The organism is Streptomyces sp. NPDC000594, from assembly GCF_040299965.1.
Taxonomy (GTDB): domain Bacteria; phylum Actinomycetota; class Actinomycetes; order Streptomycetales; family Streptomycetaceae; genus Streptomyces.
In genome coordinates this window covers 108,762-131,842 of record NZ_JBEPCY010000017.1, presented here as the reverse complement: position 1 = coordinate 131,842, position 23,081 = coordinate 108,762, and the positions used below count along the sequence as shown (strand labels likewise).

The following is a 23,081-nucleotide window of genomic DNA, read 5'->3' as shown; positions in this document are numbered from 1 at the left end:
GGTTACCGCGTTCGTCGACGACCTCCGCACCGGCGGCCCGTTCCGTCCCGGGCTCCGTGTGAAGGGCGTACGGCGCGCAACCGGCGATCTACGAACTCACCTGGTCCGTGGGCAGCGGCCCCGCCGGACGCGCAACGTGGGAGTACGGCACGCCGATAGCTCCCGGGCAACCCCACATCGCGCAGTGGGTGACTCTCTCGATGCCGCAGGCCCGGGGGTGGGAGATCCGCTTGTGGTCGAGGACGAACACGCGGGCGCCGTGGTGGAGCATCTGGCAGGCGACCGCCCACAGCGTCACCGACTTGCCGCCGCCCGGGGAGACGCTGACGAGAATGTGCGGGGATTCGGCGTCCAGGTCGACAGAGACCTTCTTCTTTCCCGATCCGAGGCCGATGAGCGGCGCGGGACTCGGGCATCTTCGCCGACCCGAGCGGGCCCGCGAGCGCCAGATGCAGAGGCTCGACACACTCCCGCCGCTCCCGCGTCAGTACCCCGTACAGGGCCCCACCGACGAACGCGGCCTGCGGGCGCGCCGATCCCTCCGGTCTCCAGTACGGCGAGGGCCTGGTCGCGGGTCTCCCGCAGCTCCCGGCCCGTCTCGACCGTGGTGTCCGGGTTCCGGCCCAGCAGGTAGCCGGCCTCCACGGCGCCGGCTCCGAGGACGGGGCGGGAGGCGGGCCGCTGCCACCCCGCCCGGTACGAACGGCGGGGGACGCGGTCCGGCTGTGGATCCGGGCGCGCCATCCAGCGTTCCCGGACTGGGTGATCCCCCGGAGACGGCGGTGGCCGACCCCGGTGCCTTCTTCATGTGCACCTTGTTACGGGCCAGCGCCTCCAGGGGCCCGTAACCGCCCGACGCCTCGGCGTCGGGCTCTGCGCCTTCCGGAACCGCTGGTTTTCCCAGTCCTTGAACCGCGTCGATGACCGGGGTGGTGCCGATGTTGCACGCCTCGCTCACGAGCAGGGCGACCACCGAGGTCGTCAGGTCCTTCATCCGGGTGGTGCCGTCGCCGGGAGCATCTTCTCCACGGTCTTGCGCGGCCGGTTCAGCGACCTCGGCTCGCCGAGCGGCTCACGCTCTTGGACCAGACTTGCTGAATCGTCCGGTAGTCGATCACGGCTATGTCCTCCCGCTGGAGAACCTCACGGGCCTGCGGCGACGTCAGGAACTCGTAGTCCGTCCGCCGCACGCGCCAGCCAGCGTCGACGGCCTGCGACTCCTTGTCACCCAGACTGGGGTGCACCGCCCATTCGTTGAGCCCGGCAGGCAGGTCACGCAGCATCTGCGCGTAGCGGGCCGCCTTTCCCTCAAGATCGAGGGAGAAGCTGTCCAGGAAGTCGTTGTCGGTGACCGGCAGCCCGCGTCTGCGCATCGCCTGGCGCCCGGGGTCGAGCCAGACGCGGACCGCGAGGCCGTACTCCGCTGCCAGCACCACGGTCAGGTCGAGGATGTCGTCGCGGCCGCCATCAGCCAGGCAATGGAAGTCCAGATGGGTCGGTGTGAGCCCGGCGTCGGCGACGGCGTCGATCTGGGCGCGGAACTCAAGTTCGATCTCATCGAGCCGAGCCTGGCCGAGCAGGGCAGCCCGGCCGACCGGTGTCGGCGAGAACAGCTCGCCCGCAGGGTCCAGCAGTGAGGGAACTCGCTCTCTGGCGATCAGAGGCCCCCATGGGATGTCGGGCATCTCGCATACCAGGGTGAGGTGGATCCCGAACGGGATCTGCGGCCGCCGGCTGAGCAGTTCCATGGCCTGCGGCGCCCCAGGACATGGGACCATCAGGCTGCACGAGGTGGCGATGCCCTCTTCGATCGATTCAATCACCGCGGCGTTGATCGCCGGGTACATCCCGAAATCATCACAGTTGACGATCAGCAGCCGAGCGCCAGGGGGATACCCCAGTAACTCACTCGACTGCTCCGAAGACACGACGGCCGCAGGAATGCTGACTTCATCCATGCCCTCAGTGTGCGACCTGGCCCGGACCTCCGCACGGCAATTTGCGCCGCAGAGCGACACGTCCTCCCGGCCTCTGTGGTCGGGGAGTTCACCGTTCCTGGGGAACGATCTGGTGGGCGACGGGGCCGGTCCGGCACGGGTCGCGCCGGCGAAGGGCACCGTAGCCGTGGGCGGCGTGGGCGCCGTGTCGCGGGCCGCTGGTCGCGGTGTCCGCGTGTCAGGGCACGGTGATGACGATCTTGCCGCGTGCGTGGCCGGTGGCGCTGATGTCATGGGCTGTGGCGGTTTCCTTCAGGGGGAACACGGCGTGCAGCGGGACGGTGAGGCGGCCGTGGTCGGCGAGGTCGGCCGCCAGCGGAAGTCCTGCCCAGCCCGGCGACTCTCCGGCTTCGGAGCGGGAGTACCGCACTCCGTGCCGGTCGGCGTCGAAGTCCGCGATGGTCACGACGCGGTGCGGGTCGCCCACGATGGCGACCAGTTCGGCGAGAGAGCCCTTACCGGCCGCGTCCAGGGCCACATCGACACCGAGCGGGGCCAGTGGGGCGAGGCGGTCGGCCAGCCCCGCCCCGTAGGTGACCGGTACAACGCCGAGCTGGTCGAGGAAGCCGTGGTTGGCCTCGCTCGCGGTGCCGATCACGGTGAGGCCGCGGGCCTGGGCGAGTTGGGCGGCGATGGTGCCGACGCCTCCGGCGGCACCATCGATCAACAAGGTCATGCCCTCGGCGGCTTCCAGTGCTTCCAGCACACGTGTGGCTGAGTCGATATTGCCCGCAGCGCCTCCCGCTTCCTCGAAGGACCATGACCGAGGCTTGGACGCCCACGCCTCCAGCACGGCGTACTGGGCCGCTGCGCCTCCCTGGTCGAGGAAGGGGACGAGGCCGAAGACCGCGTCTCCCACGGCGGTGCCGGTGACCCCCTCTCCCACCTCGTCGACGATTCCGGCAGCGTCCATGCCGGGGATATGGGGGAAGTCCACGGTGGTGATGGACCGCAGCATCCCCGAGCGCAGGTACCAGTCGGCAGGGGTGACTCCGGTGGCCCGCACCGCGATGCGGATCTGACCGGGCCCGGCGTGCGGCTCTTCGACCTCCTCCACGCGAAGGACCTCGGAACCGCCATAGCGGTGGTATCGCACAGCGAACATGGAAAGCCTCCGTACACAGGGCATGTCGTTCGGCGGGAGAACTCGCAGCCGCTCACCTCCGCGGCAGGGAACTGACCGCGGGGCACCGGGTCACGCTAACCCGCTGAACGGTCGACCTCTTCCGTCGGTGATTAAGTGGGAGACATGCCAGCCCAACTGCCTCGGAACCCGCCCTCCTCCGCCTCCGGCCTCCCCGCCCCGGGGCGGAGGGCCGATGCCCGGCACAACCGCGCCCGGCTCCTCCAGGCCGCCCGCGAGGCGTACGCCCTCGACGGCACCGACGTATCCTCCAGCACCATCGCCCGCAGAGCGGGCGTGGGTGCCGCCACCCTCTACCGGCACTTCCCGACACGCGGCTCGCTGATCGCCGCCGCGTTCTCCGAACAACTCGGCCAGTGCGTCGCAGCCCTCGACGAAGCCCTTCAGGACGACGATCCCTGGCGCGGACTTCGCAACGTCCTCATCAAGGTGTGCACGATGCAGGCCCAGGACCGCGGGTTCAGCGCCGCGTTCCTCTCACAGTTTCCCGACGCGCCCGACGTCCACCGTGAGCGTGCCCGCGCCGAGGAGGGCCTCGCCCGGCTGGTACAGCGTGCGAAGGACACCGGACAGCTGCGCAAGGACTTCGACCCGAGCGACGTCACCCTCCTGCTCCTGGCCAACGACGGCGTCGTGCGAGGGTCCCCGGCGGCCTCCATGGCCGCATCCCGCCGCCTGCTCGCCTACTTCCTCCAGTCCTGTCTTCCGACGGACGGCACACCCCTGCCCCGGCCCGCGCCACTCCGTCTTGACGACCTCTACAAGCCTCCGCATCGAACGGGGTGACCGCCGGCCTAGGGATTCATCAGGGCGGCGAAGGAGATGGCAGACCTCCGGGAGGTGCCGGTGATCATTCCGTATCTCTCGCGTCTCTCCAGTTCACCCGCGAGTTCATCGGGAGAGCCCGCCGGAGAGATAGTGCTCACGTATTTCTCTTCCCCTTTCTTGTCGATCTCCCGCCATGAGGTGAGGTATCGCACCCGCCGGGTCACATTGATGAAATTATTGCCGTGCGAGATTTCCCCCTGGTAGGCGACGTAGCTCACACGCTTGCGCCCGGGATCATCCTTGGGGAGGGATATTTTCTTCGCCCCCTTCTCCCATGAGTAGCTGGGGAGCTTGAATTCATCGGCGATCCGCACACGATCCTTGCGCAGGAAGGTGACCCACGCCTGGGCCGTCACCGCATTGAAGTCGGCGTCCCGGGGAACCTGGATCACGATCTCCTGGGTGAACCGCTCTTTCGTCTCAAACCAGTACCCGTTGCTGATGATGGAGCCTGAACCGACTCGTTGGAATGTGGCGGAGCCGGCGTAGAACTCACTGTCCTTGGATTCCTTCCTGTCTTTCTGCCATTCCCCCCTGGTGTCGTTCCTTCCCCTCTGTTCGAAAGCACTCCTCCTGCCTTCTACCTGGTACTGGCTGGCGATCGCATAAAGGGGGATCATCCCCGTGTTCTCGATACGGATCGTCAGCGGGAGATGTATCGCGGCAAGCTTGGGATCGGGCCTGGGGGTACCGAATTTCGCCTCCACCAGAGCGACGGGCTGGGTCGCATAGGGCTGATAGACGGAGGAGTACGTCACATTGATCGTGGTCAGCAGGGCGGTGGTGGTGAGTCCGGCGGTGAATCTCCTGGGATGGGGGACGCTCTCCCAGGCGCGACTCCGGCAGAGCATCCACACACTCCACAGCGACCAGAGCCAGAGGGGGACGAAGGCGAAGAGGTGGGGGGTGTACTCCAGCCCCTGGAGCCAGAGGAAGCACAGCAGGCCGGTGCTCACGAGCGTGATGAGTGTTCCCGCCAGGACGAGCGCGCCCGAGGAACGCAGGGTCCGCTTGCCCCAGTAGTCGAACGATGCCACCGCAGCGACGCCCGCGAGCGCGCCGAAGAGGACGAACAGAAGGCCGGTGAGTCGTCCGGCGAAGGTCAGCGCGTTGACGGCGTCCACGCTTCCGACGTCCACCAGCAGGGCCATGGAGCCGAACAGCCCGGCGGCCATGACGGTGATCGTCGCGCGTCTGTGCCAGGGGCGCTGCTCCCAGACCGAGGAGTCGGCGTTGTGCCAGTACACGGTGGCCCGGTCCGCCAGGTCCACATCGTCCGGGACCCCGGCGTGGCGCAGGACCCGGCGCAGATCGCGTTCCGACCAGGCGCCGCCCGCAGGTTCGCCGTCGACGGTGACCTGGCGCAGGCCCCGGGCGTCGGGCGGCTCGACGACGATGCGCGGGTGTGGGGTCATGCGGCCAGCGTCGGCCCCGGGCGCGGGGGCCGCACCCGGGGCTACTCCATTGCGGATCACCTGCGGAATCCGGCTCTGGTCAACGACCGACGTCGACGTCGAAAAGCTGCCGGACACCCGTTCCCGTCCCTGCTGCACTGGTACGGACTCCCCGTGACCCGAGCAGGACGGAAACCCGATGCCCGACGTGATCAGCCATGCTCCCCCGCCCCCGGCGCCGGCCCGCTCGCCGTTGCTCTCCTGGCTGGCCGTGGTAGCGGTTGCCCTCGGCATCTTCCTGATCGTCACGGTCGAGATCCTGCCGATCGGGCTGCTCACCACCATCGGGTCGGACTTCGCCATCACGGAGGGGACCGCCGGGCTGATGATGGCCCTGCCCGGCGTCCTCGCCGCCGTCTCCGCCCCGCTCGTCACGGCTGCCCTCGGCCGGGCCGACCGCCGTCCGGCGCTGGCCGGGTTCATCCTGCTGCTGGCCCTCGCCAACTTCCTCGCCGCCATGGCACCCGGCTACTGGCTGGTCCTGGTCTCCCGCGTGCTGGTCGGCGTCAGCATCGGCGGCTTCTGGTCCATCGGCGCGGGCCTCGCCGTGCGGCTGGTGCCCATGCGGTCGGTGGGCCGGGCCACCACGGTCATCTTCTCCGCGGTACCCCTCGGTTCCGTCCTGGGTGTGCCCCTCGGCACGTTCATCGGGGACGTGGCGGGCTGGCGGGCGGCGTTCCTCACCATGGCGTTCCTGACACTCGGGGTCTTCGCCCTGCTCCTCGCGGTCGTCCCGCCCCTGCCCCCGGAGCGGGCGGCGAACCTGTCGGTCCTCGGCGACCTGCTGCGCCGGACCGGCACCCGGTACGCACTCGCGGTGACGTTCCTGGTCGTGCTGGCGCACTTCGGCGCCTACACCTATGTCGCACCCTTCCTGGAGCAGGTGCCTCGTATGGACTCCGGCCTCATCACGGTCTGTCTGCTGATCTACGGCTCCGCCGGGGTCGTCGGCACGTTCCTCGCCGGTTCGGCCGTGACCCGTGCGCCCCGGGCCGCCTTCGCCACGGCGGCGGCCCTGATCGCGGGGGCGACCCTGGCGCTCGCGGCGTTCGGCCGGTGGGACGCGGTGGCGGTGGCACTGCTCGTCGTGTGGGGCGTCGCCTATGGCGCGGTGCCCGTGTGCTCGCAGACCTGGTTCGCCCAAGCGGCCCCCGGTGCGGCCGAGGCGTCCTCGGTGCTGTTCACCTCGTCGTTCCAGGCGACGATCGCGCTGGGCGCGCTGGCGGGCGGGGCCGTCGTGGATCATGCCTCCCCGTCTGCGGTCATGGTCGCAGGCGGGGCGACCGCCTTCCTCGCGGTCCTGACCATCGGGAACCACTGCCTCCGACGGCCCTGAATCGACCGCCGGAGGCAGGGAGCGACCGGCCCGCCTCAGCGTGCGGGCCGGCAGCCGGGGCCGGTAGTCGGGGGCGGAGGGCTCGGGGAAAGAGACGACCTAGCAGTCCTCCCCCGGGGTGCCGTCCGGGCCGCCCGGCTGGGCGGAGCCGCAGCATCCGGGCTCTGGGGGCGCGAGTTCATGGGCCGGGTCGATGGGGCGCAGATCGCAGCCCATGACCTTGTCGAAGATCCGCAGGGAACCGAAGGCGAACTCGATGGGCCTGCGGCGGCCCGGCCAGTCGGCGGGCGGGTAGGTCCAGTGCTTCTCCTGGACCTGGGTGTGGCAGCAGTGGACCGGTCCGGACTGGGTGACCTCGCGCCACCCCAGCTCGACGGCCCGACCCACGACGGCGTCGAACGCCTCGCGCGTCGCGGGGGCCTCGTCGCGCATGTCGACGCCGACATGGTCCAGGAAGGGCTTGGCCAGGGTGACGGCACCGCGGATACCGTCGTCCTGGGCGATGGGGATGGAGGAGAAGATGAAGTGGACGCCGGCGTCGGTGGAGTACTTGATGTAGCCCGGCTCCGCGTTCTCGGGCCGGTATCCCAGCACGGCCAGCTCCTGGTGCGGGAGCGTGTCGACGTCGTCCACCTTGATGTGGGCGTGCACCGAGTCGGTGTGGCGCACGGCTTCCGCGAAGGGGAAGTCGGCGTCCATCGTGGACAACACCTCGGCGCGCTCGGCCGCGTTGATCAGCCCGAGGTTCTCCACCTCGGTCAGGACGCTCTCGGCCTCGGATCGAGCCAGATCCATGACGATCTCCCTGGGTCCGTCGTGATGGTCGGAACCACACCCTTGGTGGTGAGATCCGATGACTCCTTGTGCCGCGGGAAGTGACCGAGGTGCGGCGATTTCGCGGTGCACTGGTCCTGCCACAAGGTATGAGCGGCTACGATTCCCGTCAACACAGCCTCTGATAGGTCCCGTTGATAAAGGGACCTCCCGCTTCAGTCCTCTCCGAAGTCCTCTCCGATATCCGCGATCGACCCGATGAATCGGCAGCGTCAGGGGGAAACCTTCCGTACCCGGCAGGCGAAGCACTTGTACGCCCGCTGGCCGGAGAGGTTGTCGTGGTACCGGTCGTCCACGAGCGTGTTGGCGGCTTCGTACCGGGGCCCGCCGAACGCGTCGCCGACCAGCTGGGCCGGGCCGAAGGTGTTGGGGAGGAAGACGGTGTCCTCGCGAATGCCCGGCCAGTACAGCGCGGTGGCGCGGACCGAGCCCCGCGGGCTCTCCACCTCGACCAGGTCCCGGTCCGCTATGCCGTAGCCGCGTGCGGTCCGGGGGTGGATCTGGAGCAGCCGTACGCCGTTGAGCTGTTCGCCCTTCGGGATCCAGTGGGTGACGGAGGCGAAGTGGACGACGCTGGGGCGGCCCGTCATCCCCATGAGGGGGAAGTCACGGTGGACGGTCCCGTCACCGGGGACCCCGAGGCGCACCGGCCGGGTGACGGCCTGGGGATTGACCGGGTTGGTCACAAAACCCGTCCCGTACGCGAGTGTCGGGTGCCCGCCGGTGACCTCGGGGTGTGTGTAGAAGACGGGCAGGGCGGCGTGTCCTGCCTCGGCGAGGCTCCGGTCCAGCGGCTCGGTGTGGATCTCGATCTTTCCGCTGGGAGTGAGGAACCGCCGTCCCTTCGCCGCCCCGAGGGACTCGGCCGCCGTGTACCAGGAGGGGTGGTCGCGGTAGAGGGCGCTGACGCCGGGGTGGCGGGGCGTCGGACAGGGCCAGCGCAGCGGTTCCGTGCGGCTCCTCAGGCGCTGCTCCGTCATGCCGCCCATGCCGGGGGTGTGCCGGACGAACTGCGCCCACAGGTTGGTGTAGTCGCGCCATGCCTCCGGAAAGGCGTCGTTCCAGTACGCGGGTGGGTTCCTGGTGTCGTTGCGTGCCAGCGCGCGGGCGAGGTCGATCCAGATCTCCCAGTCCGGCCGGGACTCCCCGACACGTGGCAGAACGGCCTCCTGCCAGCGGATCGCCCGGTCGTCGCGGCGCATGTAGACGCCGTCGAACTCCAGCCCGCCGCAGACCGGGAGGACGACATCGGCGTAGTGGGCGGCCTCCTCCATGAAGAGTCCGGTGTAGACATAGAAGCCGAGCTGTCGGAAGGCCTCCTTGACCCGGCCGGTGTTGGCGGCGGAGATGAGGGGGTTCCCCTGGGTGATGACCGCTTCGAGCCGGTACGGTTCACCGGTCAGGATCGACTCGGCGAAGTGGTCCGGTCCCACCGGCAGTGCCCGCACCGCCGGTTCCGGCGCCTTCACCGTGAGCGGCGGCAGATGGAGATCGCCCGGCCAGGTGTTGTGCATGAAGTTGCAGCCCGTGCCGAGTCGGCCGATGTTGCCCGTGATCGCCGCGAGGAAGGCCAGCGTGCGATAGGTGTCGAAGGCGCCGAGCTGGTGGGAGATCCCCGCGTTGCAGAAGATCGCGGCCCGGTCGGCACCGGCGTACTCCTCGGCCGTCCGCCGGATGGTCTGCGCGGGTACGCCGGTGACGCCCGCCGCCCACTCCGGGGAGTACCCCTCGCGGCGCAGGTGTCGTCGGAGTTCCTCGAACCCGAGCACCCAGCGCCGGACGAAGGCGCGGTCGTGGAGGCCGGCGGCGACGATGTGGTGGAGCATGCCGAGGACCAGGGCGAGATCGGTGTGCGGCTTGGGCGCGATCCACTCGTCGGCGAGCGCCCCGGTCGGGGTCCGCCGGGGGTCGACCACGACCAGCCTGGCCCCGGTGCGGTGCCGGCCCCGCAGCAGATAGTCGAAGGTGACCGGATGGGTCTCCGCCTGATTGGTGCCGAGGAACAGGAGGTACGTGGCGGAGGCCAGGTCCTCCTCGCCGGTCGCTCCGTCCACCCCGTACCCATTGGTGAAGTTCCCCAGTCCGAAGGTCGTCCTGAGGGCGTGCCCTCCGGAGTCGTTGCACACCGGTCCGACATCGGTGTTGTTGGGGCTCCCGAGCAGCGCGAACAGCCGGGCGACCAGGGAGCCGGTGCCTCGCGGAAGGCGTCCGCTGGTCCGGTTGGCGACGGCTTCGGCCCGCCCCGTGTCCCGCAGGGCGAGGAGCCTCACGGCGATGAGGTCCAGCGCGTCGTCCCAGGAGACCGCGCGGAAGACCGAGTCCGGCGAACCCTTCTCTCCTGCGGTCCTCACCAGCGGACAGGTCAGCCGCAGCGGGCTGTGGGCGAGGTCGACCATCATGGGGGCCTTCATACAGATGTTGCCCCGCTGTACGGGGTCGGCGTCCTCCCCCTTCACACTGATGACCCGGTCCGCCCGCAGCTCCACCCGGAGTCCGCAGTTGGAGTTGCAGAACTGGCAGGCGGTGACCACCGTCCGATCGGCCTCCAGCGCGGCGGAGCCCTCCGTGAAGTTCAGCTCGCCTCCGGCCGCCCCCGGCCCACCCGTGCCGGCTCCTGGTGAGACGGGGGACGCGGACGCCTCTCCCTCACCGACGAGGATCGCCGCACTCGTCACAGCCGCCCCCCGCATCAGGCGACGTCTGGACATGTCCTTGCCGGTGGGCACAACCGACCTCCCTGTCATGGACGGGGCCAAGCCGCGCCCCGTGGTGCGATGACCCCGCGATAGGTGCACGTCGGCGATGGGGAAACGGTTCTGTGTGCGCCGAGGGACCGATGGCCGTCGAGTCGCCCCTGCGGGCGCGGCGCCCGAGGGAATGGACTTGGCCCCACGCCCAGGAGCCCTTCCCGCAGAAGTGGCGGCAGGCCTACTTCTGCCGGTGGTTCTGCCTGGTCGCAGTGGTGGTGCGTTGCTGGAATGGGGGTGCGGCCCTTCGGCGGACCGCTCGCGGCAGGACGTTTCGCGGAGGGCCGGGGCAAGCACAGAACGGAACGGTCGGCATGCGGGTGGCGAGCGGTCGCCGGACGGCCGGCCGGCCCCATCCCACGAAAGACAAGGAACACCATGAAGATGAGAACTGCTGTGACCGGACTCGCGGCAGCCGCGTGCGCGTCGGTGTTCATGGCTCCGGGCACGGCGGGGGCGGCCCAGGCCCCCCAGGCCGCCGGGGGCAAGGCCGGCTCCTTCTGCGTCGTCGATGTCGCCACGCAGAAGACCACCTGCTACGACACCCACCGCGCGTTCGTGGCCGCGATGGGCGGAGAGCGGACCGCCGGCACGTCCGCCGCGCGAGCCGGCGCCCCCGCCGCACGTGCCGAGGTCGCCGAGATCGCCGGCGCCGAGCTGTACGAGCACGGCGACCATGGCGGCCGGGCCATCGGATACGCGCTGAGCGAGCGGTGCAAGGACGACGGGAAGTGGGACGCGGAGGTCATCAGGCTCTCCGACTTCAACGGAGGGACCAACTTCGACAACCTGACCAGTTCCGTCCGGACATGGGGCAACTGCTGGATCGAGCTGTACTCGAAGAGCTCCTTCCGGGGTATCAGCGACCGCTACTCGACCGTGCCCTGGGTCGGCACCAGAATGAACGACCAGGCCAGCTCCTTCAGGCTGAAGGCAGCCGGCGAAGTCATCCGCTGACCTCGTCGGCGGGCCCTGGGATTCGACAGCGAGAAGGGCGTTCCCCCAGGGGCGGCGGGTGCTCTGCGTCCTTCTCACCGTGGTCACCTCCGCCGCGCCGGCAGGGCAGGCACGACCCGCGTGGGCGGGCGGGCCCGCCCTGGCCGGCACCGGGGCGGTGAGGAGGGGGACGGGTCGGACCCGGGGCTCAGTCCTCTTCCAGGCGGAAGTTGTGGACCGAGGAGTCGAAGCGGTTGTAGCCCTCGTAGTTCACGAGGTCGTACAGGTCCCGGCGGTGCTGCATCTCGTCGAGGTGGTCCGTCAGTGCTCCCTGGTCCAGCAGGGTGGTCAGGCCGCGTTCCGCGGCCCCCATCGCCATGCGCAGCAGTGAGACGGGCCAGATGACGATGTTCACCCCCACGTCCCGCAACTGGTCGACGGTGAAGAGGTCGCTCTTGCCGAACTCCGTCATATTGGCGAGGAGCGGCACATCGATGGCGGCGCGTACCCGCGAGAACTCCTCCAGGGTGCGCAGCGCCTCCGGGAAGACGGCGTCCGCCCCGGCGTCCACCAGGAGCCGGGCCCGCTCGATCGCCGCGTCCACTCCCTCGACCGCGCGGACATCGGTACGGGCCACGATGAGGAAGTCGGGGTCGCGCCGGGCGTCGCAGGCGGCGCGGATGCGCTGTGCCGCTGTCTCGGCGTCGACGACCTGCTTGCCGTCGAGGTGGCCGCAGCGCTTCGGGTTGACCTGGTCCTCGATGTGCAGGCCGGCGAGGCCCGAGTCCTCGAATTCCTGGACGGTGCGGGCGACGTTCATGGGCTCGCCGAAGCCGGTGTCGGCGTCGGCGAGTGTGGGGAGGTCGGTGACGCGGGTGATCTGCCGGGTGCGGTGGGCGACCTCGGTGAGGGTGGTGAGGCCGATGTCGGGGAGTCCGAGGTCGGCGCTGAGCACGGCCCCCGACACATAGACGCCCTCGAAGCCCCGGCGCTCGATGAGCCGTGCCGAGAGGGGGTTGAAGGCGCCGGGCATGCGCAGCAGTTCACCGGAGGCCAGCCGTTCCCGGAAGGAGCGGCGCTTGTCGGTGTGGGTTCGCGTGGTGTAGAGCATGGGCCGGGCTCCTCAGAAGATTCCGGGTCGGCCGGTGGGCGGCAGCAGGCCTTCCCGGGCGATGAAGGTCAGGTCCCGTACCTCGTCCGGTCCGAGTTCCGGGAGGCGCAGCGCCAGGCCGAGGAACCGCTCCGTCTCGTCCTCCCCGATGACGGGTGCCGCGAGGGTGCGGAACTTCGCGATGTAGTTGTCGCGGACGAAGGGCCGGGCTCCGGCGGGGTGGGCGTCGGCGACGGCGATCTCGTCCTCGACGGTCCGGCCGTCCGTGAGGGTGACGACGATCCGGCCGCCGTAGGACTGGTCGGTGCCGCCCGCGTGGTAGCGCTCGGTCCAGACGGGGTCCTCGACGGTGGTGATCATGGACCACAGGGCGACGGTGTCGGGGCGACGGGCCCGTTCGGGTGCGTAGGAGTCGACGTGGTGCCAGCTTCCGTCCTGGAGGGCGACGGCGAGGATGTAGGGCAGGGAGTGGTCGAGGGTCTCGCGTGAGGCGTGGGGGTCGTACTTCTGGGGGTCGTTGGCGCCCGAGCCGATGACGTGGTGGGTGTGGTGCGAGGTGTGGACGACTATGCCCGCCACCTTCGCGGGGTCGGCCACCTCGGGGTGGTCGCGGAGCAGCTTTCTGGCCAGGTCGATCCATGCCTGTGCCTGGTACTCCGCCGAGTGTTCCTTGGTGTAGCTGAGGAGGATCGCCTCCTTGGGCTCGCCCGGGCCGGGCAGGGGTACCTCGTAGCGGCCTTCCGGGCCGTCGAGGAGCCAGGCGATGACGCCGTCCTCGCCTTCGTAGATCGGGGCGGGGCTGGTCTCGCCGCGCATCGCCCGGTCCACGGCCTCGACCGCGAGCTTGCCGGCGAATCCGGGTGCGTACGCCTTCCACGAGGAGATCTCGCCCTTGCGGGACTGGCGGGTCGTGGTGGTGGTGTGCAGGGCCTGGCCGATGGCCTGGTGGATGACGTCGGCGGGCAGGTCGAGCAGGGTGCCGATGCCGGCGGCGGCGGAGGGGCCGAGGTGCGCGATGTGGTCGATCTTGTGGCGGTGCAGGCTGATGGCGCGGACCAGGTCGATCTGGAGTTCGTAGCCGGTCGCGATGCCGCGGAGGAGGGCGTGGCCGTCGCGGCCGGTGTGCTGGGCGACGGCGAGGACCGCGGGGATGTTGTCGCCGGGGTGGGAGTAGTCCGCGGCGAGGAAGGTGTCGTGGTAGTCGAGTTCGCGGACGGCGACCCCGTTGGCGTATGCCGCCCATTCGGGGCTGGTCCGTGTCCGGGGGTCCCGTCCGAAGAGCGTGGCGCCCGCGCCGGACCGGCTGGGGGTGTGGGCCAGGGCCTGGTCACGTGCCGAGGAGGGGGCGGAGCGGGTGAGGGAGGCGGCGGCGACGGCGGCGTTGTCGATGAAGCGGTTGACGATCATTTCGGTGACGGCGTCGGTGACGTCCACCGGGTCGGTCGCCACCTCCGCCATCCGCCAGGCCAGTTGGTCCTCGCGCGGCAGGTTCTCCTCGCTGCGGTGGGTGCGTACGAGATGGTTCTTCATCGGGGCGTCTCCGTTGAGCTGCTGGTCGGGCCGTGTCCCTCGACGGCGTCCTTCTCGGTGGGACGCCAGGACTGGCGGAAGTGCGCGAAGCTGTTGTGCAGATGCACATGGGTGGCGTGGAGGGCGAGTGCGGCGTCCCGCCCGGCGATGGCGCGGGCGATGAGGGCGTGCTCGGACGCGGATGCCTCCAGCCTGCCGCGGGAGTGGCGGGCGGTGTGGCGCACCCGGGCGGCGTGGGTCCGCATGGTCTCCATCGCGTCGCGGAGGAAGGCGTTGTCCGTCGCTTCGTTGATGGCCTCGTCGAAGCGGCGGATGAGGGCGAAGTACTCGCGCACCGGTGTGCCGGGGTCCTCGGGGGCGCGGAAGAGGCCGTGCCATGTCTCGAAGTCTTCCGCGAAGGCCGTGAAGACCGCGGGTTCGCCCCGGGCGGCGGCGAGTTGGGCGGCCTGGGCCTCCAGGCAGGCCCGCAGTTCGAAGAGGCTCCGTACGTCCGCGTCGTCGATCTGGGTGACGACGAGGCCGCGTTTCCCGGAGGGTACGACCAGGTTCTCGGCGGTGAGGCGGCGGAGGGCCTCGCGGACGGGGGTGCGGGAGACTCCCAGGCGTTCGGACTGCTCCACTTCTAAGAGGGGGGCACCGGGCGGCAGGTCACCGTCGAGGATCTCCGACCGCAGTTGTGTGTAGGCACGGCCGGCGGCCGTGGAGGAAGTAGTCGACACAGCCGGAGTGTATACACAGAGGGCCCATCAGGTCTCGGTATGGGTTATATCTCGGCAAACTCTTGTCGACGTCCCCGCCTGTGTATACATTCCGTGCCCAACGCACTCCTCGGAGAGACAGGGACGTCTCCATGAAGATCACCCGTGTGGCCGCTGTATCCGTGGCCGCCGTCATCGCCCTCACGGCGTGCAACAGCAACAGCACCTCCTCGGACGGCACGGCCGATTCCGGCGGGAAGCCCCAGGCGCTCAACCGGATCGAGATCATCGCGCCCGCCGCGCCGGGCAGCGGCTGGGATCAGACCGCGCGCGCCGTCCAGGACACGATGAGAGCCGGCGGTCTGGTGAAGGCCCCGGAGGTCAAGAACGTCGCGGGCGCCTCGGGCACGGTGGCCCTGGCGCAGGTCGCGCCCCAGAAGGGGAAGAAGGATCTCTGGATCGCCTCCGGCCTGGCCATGATGAGCGGTGTCATCAGCAACGGCACCGGCGTCACCCTCGATGAGCTCACCCCGCTCGCCCGTCTCATGGGTGAGTACGAGGCCATCGTGATCCCGAAGAACTCGCCCTACAAGTCGGTCGAGGACCTCTTCAAGGCGATCAAGAAGAACCCGAAATCGGTCGCCATCGCGGGCGGCTCGGCCGGCAGCGCCGACCACATCTACATCGGACTGCTCGCCCAGCACTTCGGTGTGAAGCCCGCCGATGTGAACTACGTGCCATACAGCGGCGGCGGCGAGGCGATGACCGCGATGCTGGGCGGCAAGGTCCAGGCCGGCATCTCGGGCCTGAGCGAGTTCGCCGCCCAGGTCAAGGTCGGCCGGCTGAAGGGCCTCCTGGTCTCCTCGGCCAAGCCGGTCGACGGCGTCGAGTTCGTCCAGACCGCCGCCGACATCGACAAGGGCCTGGAGTTCCAGAACTGGCGCTCGATGATGGCTCCGGGCGGCCTGGACGAGAAGGTCACGGCGCAGTACATCGACGCGCTCAAGAAGATGTACGCCTCGCAGGGCTGGAAGGACGCCCTCCAGAGGAACTCCTGGAACGACAACTTCATCACCGGGGACGAGTTCTCGTCCTGGCTCAAGGAGGAGAACACCCGGGTCAAGGGAGTCCTCGACGAGCTGGGTCTCGCCAAGAACTGATCCGCGTCACGATCCCCCCACGGTGGGTGCCCGGCAGGACGCGGGCACCCGCCATCCCGGCGCGCTTCCCCCCGGCGCGAGAAAGGCACACTCATGAGCACCACACCCACGGCACCCGGGCCCGCCCCGGGCCCGGCCGGCGGGAAGCAGCGCCCGGCCTTCGGCGAGTGGGCGGTGACCGCCGGACTCCTCACCGTCGGGATCATCACCCTGCTCGACGGCCTGGGCCAGGCGGAGTCGACCTCCGCGTCGGGCGTCGGAGCAGGATTCATGCCCACGGTGGTCGGCGTCCTGCTCATCTCGCTCTCCCTGGCGCTCGGCGTCCAGGTGGCGCGCGGCCGGCGTGGTGAGGCGGACGCCGGAGAGGGCGACATCGACGTCCGCCGCACCCGGTGGGTGCCCTTCGCCGTCTGCACGGGCGCCGCCCTGCTCTTCATCGCCGGTGTCGACACGCTGGGGTACGTGATCGTCTCCACGGTGGCGTTCTGGCTCACCGCATGGGCCTTCGGGGCCCGCGACCACCTGCGGTCGGCGGCCATCGCGACCGTGTTCTCCCTCGCGGTCTACCTCGTCTTCACCAGGGCGCTGGGCATCTCGCTGGCCGCCGGTGTGCTGGAAGGAGTGCTCTGATGTCGGGCTGGGAAGGACTGCTGCACGGGCTCTCGCTCGCGATCACCCCGGAGAACCTGCTCTTCGCCCTGATCGGCACCATCGTCGGCACGCTGATCGGTGTGCTGCCGGGCATCGGCCCCGCGCTGACCATCGCCCTGCTCCTGCCCATGACCTATGGGCTCGAACCGGCCGGCGCGTTCATCATGTTCGCCGGCATCTACTACGGCGCCATGTACGGCGGATCCACCACCTCGATCCTGCTGAAGACCCCGGGTGAGTCCGGTTCGGTCATCACCGCGATCGACGGCAACAAGATGGCCCGCCAGGGCCGCGGGGCAGCCGCCCTGGCCGCCGCGGCGATCGGATCCTTCGTCGCGGGCACCATCGCGACGCTGCTGCTCGCCTTCTTCGCGCCGTGGATGGTCGAGGTGGCCGTCAAACTCGGCGCCCAGGACTACTTCGCGCTCATGGTGGTCGCCTTCCTCACGGTCAGCGCCCTCGTCGGCGGCTCGCCGCTGCGCGGACTGCTCTCCATGTCGCTCGGCCTGGTCGTCGGAATCGTCGGACTCGACTTCCAGAGCGGCCAGCAGCGCCTGACCTTCGGCGAGGTGGCCCTGCTCGACGGTATCGACACGGTCGTGCTCATCGTCGCGCTCTTCGCGATGGGCGAGGTGCTGTACGTGGCGGCGCACCAGACATCGAGCCGCTTCGATGTCATGCGGATGAACAAGGGCGAGCGGTGGATGACCCGCCAGGACTGGGGGCGCTCCTGGCGCCCCTGGCTGCGCGGCACCTCCATCGGCTTCCCACTCGGGGTCATCCCCGCCGGCGGCTCCGAGATACCGACGTTCCTCTCCTACACCCTGGAGCGCAAGCTCTCCAAGCGCCCGAAGGAGTTCGGGAACGGCGCGATCGAGGGCGTGGCCGGGCCGGAGGCCGCGAACAACGCCAACGCCGCGGGCACCCTGGTGCCACTGCTGACCCTCGGCATCCCCACCTCCGCCACGGCGGCCGTGATCCTCGTCGCCTTCCAGCAGTACGGCATCCAGCCCGGTCCGCAGCTGCTGGACACCCAGTCGACCCTCGTCTGGGGGCTCATCGCCAGCCTGCTCATCGCCAACGTCATCCTGCTCGGCCTGAACCTGCCGCTCATCGGCGTCTGGGTGAAGATCCTCAAGATCCCCAAGCCCTACCTCTTCGCCGGCATCATGATGTTCGCCCTGCTGGGCACGTACGCGGTGAACGGCAGCGCCTTCGATGTGGGTCTGCTGCTCTTCTTCGGCTTCGCCGGCTATCTGATGCGCCGCTTCGGGTTCCCGGTCTCCCCGATGATCGTGGGAGCGATCCTGGGCCCGCTCGCGGAGGTGCAGCTGCGCCGGTCGCTGGACATCGCGGGCGGTGACGTCACCACCCTGGTGTCGACACCGTTCACGATGGTCGTGTACCTCACCCTCGCGGCCGTACTCTTCGGCGGATTCCTCCTCCGCAGGTCCGCGCGCCGGCGGACCCCCACCGAGACGGCCCGTCAGGAGAAGGACCCCGTCGCGGCGGTACCGGAGTCCTCGGACCGTTGAGAGCCACCGCCGCCCTGCTGTGCCACGCCTTCCTCCTCCAGCTGGCCGCCTATGTCGTCCGGCCCACGTCGGCCTACCGTGCGATCGAACTCGGTGTGGACCCCCGGATGGTGGGGCTCATCGCCGCGAGCTTCGCGCTGCTGCCGCTCGTGGTGGCGGTCTCCATAGGCCGCTGGAACGACCGGGGGAATGTGGGACGGAGCCTGGTCATCGGCGGGGTGCTGATGACCGGGGCGGGGCTGGGGGTCCACCTGTGGTCGCGGAGCCTGACCAGCCTGCTGGTCTGGAACGCGGTGATCGGCCTGGGGCACCTCCTCGCGATCGTCGGCCAGCAGACCCTGGTGGCCCGGCTCGGGCGGGAGCGGCTGGACTCGGCCTTCGGCACGTACACCTTCGTGGGGTCGCTGGGGCAGGCGGCCGCCCCGCTGGTGCTCACGGTCGTCGGCGGAAGCGCGGTCCTCCCGGACACCGGTCTCCTCTTCGCGATCTACACCGTCACCTGCGCCGGTCTGCTCGCCGTGACCTTCCTCCTGCCGTCGCCGGGGAACCCGGACCGGCGCCCCGCCCGGGGGGACTCCCTGCGCTCGGCGCTCCGGGTCCCCCCGGCGACCCGGCGGACCATGACGGGCGCGATGCTGCTCAGCATGCTCGTCCTCGCGGCGGTCGACCTGATCCAGGTCTACCTCCCCGCGCTGGGCGTGGAGCGGGGGATCCCGTCGGCGACCGTCGGCATCCTGCTCTCCGTACGCGCGGCGGCCACCATGGCCTCGCGGCTGGGCCTGGCCCGCCTGACCACCCGGCTCGGCCGGACCCGGCTCGCCCATGTCTCCACCCTGGTGGCGGGTGCGGCCGTGGGCGCCCTCGCCGCTCCCCTGCCGGTCTGGGCCGCGGGGGTGCTGCTCGCCGTCGCCGGGTTCGCCCTCGGGATAGGCCAGCCGCTGTCGATGACGATCGTGACCACCGCCGCCCCGGCCGGAACCACCTCGACCTGGCTCGCGCTGCGCCTCAGCGGCAACCGCGTGGGCCAGTCGCTGGTCCCGGCCGTTCTCAGCGCGTTCACGGCCGGCATCGGCACCGGCGGCGTCTTCCTGGTGACCGGGATCGGGCTGCTCGGCACCGCGGCCATGGCACGGGTGCTCATCAGCGACGATCCCTGACCTCCTCGCCCCGGACACCGTCCGGCCCGGCCCGCCCGCCGGACACCCGCCGCCGGGGCACCGCCGGTGCCCGCGCCCGCGAGCCCCCACGGGCCCGTGATCCGGAGTGCGGCCGGTGTCCTCTCCCGGCGGCGGAGGCGGAGGCCGCAGCCCACCCCTGACAGGGATACCCAGGGCCGGTGGATCACGGTGTCGCGGGACGTAGGCTCGCCGTATGAACGTCAGCGACCTGGGCACCTTCCTCTGCGCCCGACGCGCCGGGATCGTCCCGGAGAGCGTCGGCATCGTCACCCGGAACACCAGCCGGCGGGTGCCGGGGCTGCGCCGGGACGAGGTGGCCCGGCTCGCGGGAGTGAGCGTCGCGTACTACACCCGGCTGGAACAGGGCCACAGCCAGAACGCCTCGGACTCCGTTCTCGACGGCCTCGCCCGCGCCCTGCGCCTGGACGACACCGAGCGGGCCCACCTCTACGATCTGGCGCGCGCCGCCGCGTACCGCCGCACCCGGCGCGAGCCGGAGCCCGAGACACCGCATCCGCGCACCCTCGCCCTGCTCGACTCGCTCCCCCACCTCCCCGCCGTCCTGCTGGGCCGCCGCAACGACGTCCTGGCGTGGAACCGGCTCGGCCACGCGCTGGTCGCGGGGCATCTGGACTTCGCGGCGCCCGCCGACACCGCGCGCCGCCCGTCGATGTCACGGATGCTCTTCCTCGACCCTCGGACACGGGAACTGGAAGCGGAGTGGGAGAGCTACGCCAGGACCCATGTCGGCCACCTCCGGCTGGTCCGCGGGCGCCACCCGGACGACCGGGAACTCGCCGGCCTGGTGGACCACCTCCGCACCCACAGCCCCGAGTTCGCCGCCCTGTGGTCGGACGGCCAGGTACGGGAGTGCACCTTCGGCACCCGCCGGCTGCGCCATCCGGTGGTGGGCGCGATCACCGTGACCTATCAGGTGTGGCTCCAGCCGGACAGCGACTGCCGCCTGGAGGTCTTCACCGCGGAACCCGGCACGGCGTCGGCCGACGCCCTCGGTCGCCTCGACACGCTCGCGCCCCCCGCCGCGCGGGAGCGGCGCTGAGCACACCGCCGGACCCGGCGGTCACCCCGAATCCATCGATCCATCGCGTACGGACAGCCGCTTCGGCATGCCCGCACGCCGTGCACAGGAGTACGTGTGAACAGGAACCATCACTCCGGCCGGCAGCTCGCCCTCGTCGTCGGCGGGACCGGTATCGCGGGTCGCGCCCTCTGCCGGGAACTCGCCGGACAGGGCCGGCGCGTCCTGAGCCTGTCGCGCGGCACCCCGGCACCGCTGGACGGTGTCGAGACGGTGCGCGCCGACCTGACGGACGCGGAGTCCGTGGCGCACGCGCTGGCCGGGCACGCTCCCACCCAGGTGTTCTTCACCGCCTGGAGCCGGCGGGCGACCGAGGCGGAGAACATCGTCGTCAACGCGGCGATGGTGCGGCACGTCCTGGACGCGGCCGGCCGCTCCGGCCGGCTGCGCCATGTCGCGCTGGTGACCGGGCTCAAGCACTATCTGGGTCCGTTCGAGGCGTACGCCACCGGCGCGGCGCGCGAGACCCCCTTCCATGAGGACGAGCCGCGCCTGCCGGTCCCGAACTTCTACTACGCCCAGGAGGACGAGGTGTGGGAGGCCGCCGAGCGGTACCGGTTCACCTGGAGCGTCCACCGTTCGCACACGATCATCGGGCACTCCGTCGGCCATGCCATGAACATGGGCATGACGCTGGCTGTCCAGGCGTCCCTGTGCCGCGCGGCGGGCAGGCCCTTTGTCTTTCCCGGCAACGAGGTCCAGTGGAACGGCGTCACGGACATGACCGACGCGGGACTGCTGGCCCGCCAGATGATCTGGGCCGCCACCACCGAGGGCCTGCCCAGCCAGGCGTACAACACCGCCAACGGCGATGTCTTCCGCTGGCGCTGGATGTGGCCGCGCCTGGCGGAGCTGCTGGAGGTCGAGCCGGAGGGGTTCGCGGAGCGGCCGCGCCCCCTGGAGCAGCAGATGGCGGGCGAGGCGGACGCCTGGCGCGCACTGGCCGCACGGGAGCGGCTGGCCGAGCCCGACCTCGACCGCGTCGCCTCCTGGTGGCATACGGACGGCGACCTCAACCGTCCGGTCGAGTGTTTCACCGATCTGACCCGCAGCCGGAACGCCGGGTTCACCGGCTACGCCGACACGTTGGCCTCGTTCGCCGCCCTCTTCGACACGCTGCGCCGGGAGCGTGTCATCCCCGGCTGACGGCCGTTCTCCGTACGGGCGGCGCGCCCTCCTCCGGTCCGTCGGCGGGCCGGCGGCACCGGATCGGAAACACCACCCGGACAGCACAACCCTTCCCCCCTCTGCCGAGTCAAGCACGTACACGGATCAACCACTCGGCCTGAAACCGCGATTGCCACTCGGGAAGGCCCTGTCAAGGAGATGGAACATGTCCTCCTCATTCAGCCTCGGGCGTGGCCTGGGCCTGGCCATCGCGACCGCTGTGGTCTGCGCGCTCACCGCGCCCACCGCGGTCGCCGCCCCGGCGCCGCCCGCGCCGGCGAAGACCAAGCCGGCCCTCTCCGACGACTTCAACGGCGACGGCTACCGCGATGTCGTCACCGCCTCCCCGTACGCGTTCGCCGGGATCAGGAAGTACGCGGGCAATGTGACCGTCCTGTACGGTTCGAAGTCGGGCACGCTCCGTGACAAGTGGCAGTGGTTCGACCAGTCCCAGCAGGCCCCGCCCGCGAGTGCCGAGCGCTACGACCACTTCGGCACCGCCGTCACCTCCGCCGATCTGGACGCGGACGGCTACGCGGACCTGGTCGTCGGGGCGCCCGGTGACGACGGTCCCGGCGGCGAACCAGCCGACATCGGCTCCCTCTCCATCTTCTGGGGCGGCAAGAACGGCCTCGGCCGTACCCCCGCCGTGATCAGCGGAACGGCCGGATTCTCCGCTATCGGCGGGCGTCTGGTGGCTGGCGATGTCAACGGCGACGGCACGGCGGACCTCGTCACGGCGGGCGTCTCCAGCGCCTGGACCCAGCTGCGCACCTACGCGGGCCCGTTCAAGCGCGACGGCTCGCCCGCCGGCGTCACGACCGACCCGGGCCTGCACGACGAGATCCGGGATCTGGCGGCCGGTGACCACAATGGTGACGGCATCACCGATGTCGTCGCCGTCGAGAACCAGACCGATCTGCCCGAGCGCCTCAGCACCTGGGTCTGGAAGGGCACCGCGCGCGGGCTGGTCTCCACCGGCAAGCTGGCGCTGAAGTGGGAGCAGGGCGGCGACAGCGTCGACCTCGGCGACATCAACGGGGACGGCTTCGACGACATCGTCCAGGGTCGTGAGGAGTACAGCGGGGACTATGTCCCGCCGGGGACCCTCGGCGGGATGTTCGGCTACATCCCCGGCTCCGCGAAGGGGCCGGTGGCCGGCAAGGCGAAGTTCGTCAACCAGGGCAGCCCCGGAGTGCCGGGCGCCGTGGAGCACGGGGACGGCTTCGGCTCCGAGATCACGGTCGGCGATGTCAACGGCGACAAGTACGCCGACATCGCGGTCGGCGTGCCCGGCGAGGACTTCGGCGGGAAGAGCGACGCCGGTGCCGTGGTGATCCTGCGCGGCGGCAAGAACGGCATCGCCACCAGTGGCGGGACGGTCTTCAGCCAGGACACCTCCGGGGTGCCCGGCGCGGCCGAGAAGGGCGACCTCTTCGGCGGGGGCGTCAAGCTCGTGGACGTCAACCGGGACGGCCGGGCCGACCTGGTCGCCGGCGCGCCCGGGGAGAACAGCCGCGAGGGCGCCGTATCGGCCCTCAAGGGCGGCGCCTCCGGGATCACCGCCAAGGGATCGATCACCGTCACCCCGCGCGGCCTCGGCCATGTCCCCAACCCCGGGGACCGCTTCGGCCTGGTCTTCGGCCACTGACCGGCAACGGCGCGCCCGCCCCTCC

18 protein-coding genes are annotated in these 23,081 nt (G+C 70.5%); 10 read left to right on the top strand and 8 right to left on the bottom strand.

Features of this window, described 5'->3' with window-relative positions; translation table 11 throughout:
- Positions 1 to 1,046: 1,046 nt before the first annotated feature.
- Positions 1,047 to 1,958, bottom strand: coding sequence for a polysaccharide deacetylase family protein (locus ABT354_RS23255; RefSeq protein ID WP_351496836.1), 912 nt, complete (start codon positions 1,956 to 1,958; stop codon positions 1,047 to 1,049).
- 217 nt (positions 1,959 to 2,175) lie between these two features.
- Entirely contained in the window at positions 2,176 to 3,102 is a 927-nt protein-coding gene (locus ABT354_RS23250) for an NADP-dependent oxidoreductase (protein WP_351496834.1), read from the bottom strand.
- Positions 3,103 to 3,246: 144 nt separating this feature from the next.
- On the opposite strand from ABT354_RS23250, the gene ABT354_RS23245 reads away from it, so the two are divergent.
- Positions 3,247 to 3,927: a TetR/AcrR family transcriptional regulator gene (locus ABT354_RS23245; protein ID WP_351496832.1), complete on the top strand. Its 681-nt coding sequence runs from the start codon at positions 3,247 to 3,249 to the stop codon at positions 3,925 to 3,927.
- Positions 3,928 to 3,935: 8 nt separating this feature from the next.
- Here the strand turns inward: ABT354_RS23245 and ABT354_RS23240 are convergent, their stop codons facing one another.
- Positions 3,936 to 5,384 carry a hypothetical protein gene (locus tag ABT354_RS23240; protein WP_351496831.1) on the bottom strand — a complete coding sequence of 483 codons (1,449 nt, stop codon included), beginning with the start codon at positions 5,382 to 5,384 and terminating at the stop codon, positions 3,936 to 3,938.
- A 178-nt stretch (positions 5,385 to 5,562) separates the two neighbouring features.
- Here ABT354_RS23240 and ABT354_RS23235 point away from each other — a divergent pair, with 178 nt between their 5' ends.
- Complete coding sequence (locus ABT354_RS23235; RefSeq protein ID WP_351496829.1) at positions 5,563 to 6,759, top strand: MFS transporter; 1,197 nt, start codon at positions 5,563 to 5,565, stop codon at positions 6,757 to 6,759.
- Positions 6,760 to 6,858: 99 nt separating this feature from the next.
- On the opposite strand, the gene ABT354_RS23230 is transcribed toward ABT354_RS23235, so the two are convergent.
- Both ABT354_RS23230 and ABT354_RS23225 read right to left on the bottom strand, forming a co-directional pair.
- A complete protein-coding gene (locus ABT354_RS23230; protein WP_351496827.1) occupies positions 6,859 to 7,554 on the bottom strand; it encodes a hypothetical protein in 696 nt (231 codons plus the stop codon).
- 251 nt (positions 7,555 to 7,805) lie between these two features.
- Complete coding sequence (locus ABT354_RS23225; protein ID WP_502983481.1) at positions 7,806 to 10,301, bottom strand: molybdopterin-containing oxidoreductase family protein; 2,496 nt, start codon at positions 10,299 to 10,301, stop codon at positions 7,806 to 7,808.
- Between the two features lie 423 nt (positions 10,302 to 10,724).
- Here ABT354_RS23225 and ABT354_RS23220 point away from each other — a divergent pair, with 423 nt between their 5' ends.
- Positions 10,725 to 11,297, top strand: coding sequence for a hypothetical protein (locus ABT354_RS23220; RefSeq protein WP_351496825.1), 573 nt, complete (start codon positions 10,725 to 10,727; stop codon positions 11,295 to 11,297).
- Between the two features lie 187 nt (positions 11,298 to 11,484).
- On the opposite strand, the gene prpB is transcribed toward ABT354_RS23220, so the two are convergent.
- The 3 genes from prpB to ABT354_RS23205 are packed head-to-tail and all read right to left on the bottom strand — an operon-like array spanning position 11,485 to position 14,636.
- Complete coding sequence (gene prpB, locus ABT354_RS23215) at positions 11,485 to 12,387, bottom strand: methylisocitrate lyase (RefSeq protein WP_351496823.1); 903 nt, start codon at positions 12,385 to 12,387, stop codon at positions 11,485 to 11,487.
- A gap of 12 nt (positions 12,388 to 12,399) precedes the next feature.
- Positions 12,400 to 13,917: an MmgE/PrpD family protein gene (locus ABT354_RS23210; protein WP_351496821.1), complete on the bottom strand. Its 1,518-nt coding sequence runs from the start codon at positions 13,915 to 13,917 to the stop codon at positions 12,400 to 12,402.
- On the bottom strand, positions 13,914 to 14,636 hold the full coding sequence (locus ABT354_RS23205) for a GntR family transcriptional regulator (RefSeq protein WP_351496819.1): 723 nt from the start codon (positions 14,634 to 14,636) through the stop codon (positions 13,914 to 13,916). Before ABT354_RS23205 ends, ABT354_RS23210 begins: the two co-directional genes overlap by 4 nt.
- Positions 14,637 to 14,767: 131 nt before the next feature.
- Between ABT354_RS23205 and ABT354_RS23200 the strand changes: the two genes are divergently transcribed.
- The 7 genes from ABT354_RS23200 to ABT354_RS23170 all read left to right on the top strand — a co-directional run bounded on the left by ABT354_RS23200 (position 14,768) and on the right by ABT354_RS23170 (position 23,056).
- On the top strand, positions 14,768 to 15,775 hold the full coding sequence (locus tag ABT354_RS23200; protein WP_351496817.1) for a Bug family tripartite tricarboxylate transporter substrate binding protein: 1,008 nt from the start codon (positions 14,768 to 14,770) through the stop codon (positions 15,773 to 15,775).
- 93 nt (positions 15,776 to 15,868) lie between these two features.
- Entirely contained in the window at positions 15,869 to 16,405 is a 537-nt protein-coding gene (locus tag ABT354_RS23195; RefSeq protein ID WP_351496815.1) for a tripartite tricarboxylate transporter TctB family protein, read from the top strand.
- Complete coding sequence (locus tag ABT354_RS23190; RefSeq protein ID WP_351496813.1) at positions 16,405 to 17,961, top strand: tripartite tricarboxylate transporter permease; 1,557 nt, start codon at positions 16,405 to 16,407, stop codon at positions 17,959 to 17,961. Before ABT354_RS23195 ends, ABT354_RS23190 begins: the two co-directional genes overlap by 1 nt.
- The gene (locus ABT354_RS23185) at positions 17,958 to 19,118 is read left to right on the top strand and encodes an MFS transporter (protein ID WP_351496811.1); all 1,161 of its coding nucleotides are present in this window, start codon (positions 17,958 to 17,960) and stop codon (positions 19,116 to 19,118) included. The genes ABT354_RS23190 and ABT354_RS23185 overlap by 4 nt, the downstream gene beginning before the upstream one ends.
- Positions 19,119 to 19,332: 214 nt before the next feature.
- Entirely contained in the window at positions 19,333 to 20,199 is an 867-nt protein-coding gene (locus ABT354_RS23180; protein ID WP_351496809.1) for a helix-turn-helix domain-containing protein, read from the top strand.
- Between the two features lie 96 nt (positions 20,200 to 20,295).
- Positions 20,296 to 21,384, top strand: coding sequence for an SDR family oxidoreductase (locus ABT354_RS23175; protein WP_351496807.1), 1,089 nt, complete (start codon positions 20,296 to 20,298; stop codon positions 21,382 to 21,384).
- A gap of 187 nt (positions 21,385 to 21,571) precedes the next feature.
- The gene (locus ABT354_RS23170) at positions 21,572 to 23,056 is read left to right on the top strand and encodes an FG-GAP-like repeat-containing protein (protein WP_351496805.1); all 1,485 of its coding nucleotides are present in this window, start codon (positions 21,572 to 21,574) and stop codon (positions 23,054 to 23,056) included.
- Positions 23,057 to 23,081: the final 25 nt, after the last annotated feature.

Bases quoted from the DNA above. Each gene is read 5' to 3' on its own strand.
- ABT354_RS23255 (WP_351496836.1), bottom strand. From the start codon at position 1,958: ATGGATGAAGTCAGCATTCCTGCGGCCGTCGTGTCTTCGGAGCAGTCG.
- ABT354_RS23250 (WP_351496834.1), bottom strand. From the start codon at position 3,102: ATGTTCGCTGTGCGATACCACCGCTATGGCGGTTCCGAGGTCCTTCGC.
- ABT354_RS23245 (WP_351496832.1), top strand. From the start codon at position 3,247: ATGCCAGCCCAACTGCCTCGGAACCCGCCCTCCTCCGCCTCCGGCCTC.
- ABT354_RS23240 (WP_351496831.1), bottom strand. From the start codon at position 5,384: ATGACCCCACACCCGCGCATCGTCGTCGAGCCGCCCGACGCCCGGGGC.
- ABT354_RS23235 (WP_351496829.1), top strand. From the start codon at position 5,563: ATGCCCGACGTGATCAGCCATGCTCCCCCGCCCCCGGCGCCGGCCCGC.
- ABT354_RS23230 (WP_351496827.1), bottom strand. From the start codon at position 7,554: ATGGATCTGGCTCGATCCGAGGCCGAGAGCGTCCTGACCGAGGTGGAG.
- ABT354_RS23225 (WP_502983481.1), bottom strand. From the start codon at position 10,301: ATGTCCAGACGTCGCCTGATGCGGGGGGCGGCTGTGACGAGTGCGGCG.
- ABT354_RS23220 (WP_351496825.1), top strand. From the start codon at position 10,725: ATGAGAACTGCTGTGACCGGACTCGCGGCAGCCGCGTGCGCGTCGGTG.
- prpB (WP_351496823.1), bottom strand. From the start codon at position 12,387: ATGCTCTACACCACGCGAACCCACACCGACAAGCGCCGCTCCTTCCGG.
- ABT354_RS23210 (WP_351496821.1), bottom strand. From the start codon at position 13,917: ATGAAGAACCATCTCGTACGCACCCACCGCAGCGAGGAGAACCTGCCG.
- ABT354_RS23200 (WP_351496817.1), top strand. From the start codon at position 14,768: ATGAAGATCACCCGTGTGGCCGCTGTATCCGTGGCCGCCGTCATCGCC.
- ABT354_RS23195 (WP_351496815.1), top strand. From the start codon at position 15,869: ATGAGCACCACACCCACGGCACCCGGGCCCGCCCCGGGCCCGGCCGGC.
- ABT354_RS23190 (WP_351496813.1), top strand. From the start codon at position 16,405: ATGTCGGGCTGGGAAGGACTGCTGCACGGGCTCTCGCTCGCGATCACC.
- ABT354_RS23180 (WP_351496809.1), top strand. From the start codon at position 19,333: ATGAACGTCAGCGACCTGGGCACCTTCCTCTGCGCCCGACGCGCCGGG.
- ABT354_RS23170 (WP_351496805.1), top strand. From the start codon at position 21,572: ATGTCCTCCTCATTCAGCCTCGGGCGTGGCCTGGGCCTGGCCATCGCG.